The organism is Cobetia sp. SIMBA_158 (assembly GCF_046566945.1).
Lineage (GTDB): Bacteria > Pseudomonadota > Gammaproteobacteria > Pseudomonadales > Halomonadaceae > Cobetia > Cobetia amphilecti.
On sequence record NZ_JAWJYL010000299.1, the window covers coordinates 1 to 276 of the forward strand.

The following is a 276-nucleotide window of genomic DNA, read 5'->3' on the forward strand; positions in this document are numbered from 1 at the left end:
TTTCAAAAATTTCTCAAACCCGATTATTAATTTTGTGCTTAAGCGTATTGTATTTCCAATTGGTAATCATTACGAAAAACCAAGCGATGAAATTGCACAACGTATTTGCGAGCATATGACACAACCAGGTGTGTTTAGAAATCGCTTAACTCATTTGTGTTATGTAGATGAAAACGCAGGTACAGGGGTAATGGAAAATGCATTTTTAGCTATGCACGATATGCAGGCTCAATTCAAAGATTTAAAACAATGGCAGCGCAAGGGCAATATTCCTGC

General features: G+C 36.6%; 1 protein-coding gene. It reads left to right on the plus strand.

What is annotated here, in order from left to right; translation table 11 throughout:
• The coding region (locus tag R2R70_RS20055; RefSeq protein WP_410978906.1) for an acyl-CoA dehydrogenase domain-containing protein at nucleotides 1-276 on the plus strand (276 nt) is incomplete at both ends.